Source organism: Citrobacter sp. VF227 (genome assembly GCF_052950715.1).
In genome coordinates this window covers 1-557 of sequence record NZ_JBRFVF010000205.1, presented here as the reverse complement: position 1 = coordinate 557, position 557 = coordinate 1, and the positions used below count along the sequence as shown (strand labels likewise).

At 67.1% G+C, this 557-nt stretch carries 1 protein-coding gene; it reads left to right on the top strand.

Features of this window, described 5'->3' with window-relative positions; genetic code table 11:
* The coding region (locus ACU8YC_RS25915; RefSeq protein ID WP_446896100.1) for an ATP-binding protein at positions 1 to 557 on the top strand (557 nt) is incomplete at both ends.

Here is a 557-nt window from a genome sequence, read left to right as displayed (position 1 = left end):
GCACGCTGGGCTCATTACGCCCGGACAAGCGTCTCCGCATCGCCCGTGAAACCGGCGCGAAAGCCATCCACCCCGGCTACGGTTTTCTCTCCGAGAACGCGGCGTTTGCCGAAGCCTGCGAGGCCGCCGGGATCGCCTTCGTCGGCCCGACGCCGGAACAGCTGCGAGTGTTTGGCCTCAAGCACACCGCCCGCGCCTTGGCCAAACAACGCGGCGTACCGATGCTGGAGGGCACCGAGCTGCTCGACAGCCTCGCCGATGCCCTCGGCGCAGCCGAGCAGGTCGGCTACCCGGTGATGCTGAAAAGCACCGCCGGTGGTGGTGGTATCGGCATGCGCGTGTGCCGCTCGGCGGCGGATCTCACTGATGCCTTCGACGCGGTCAAGCGCCTGGGGCAGAACAACTTCAGCGATTCGGGCGTGTTCATCGAGAAATACATCGAGCGCGCCCGCCACCTGGAGGTGCAGGTGTTCGGCGACGGCGCCGGCGACGTCATCGCCTTGGGCGTGCGCGACTGCTCGGTACAGCGGCGCAACCAGAAGGTGCTGGAGGAAACC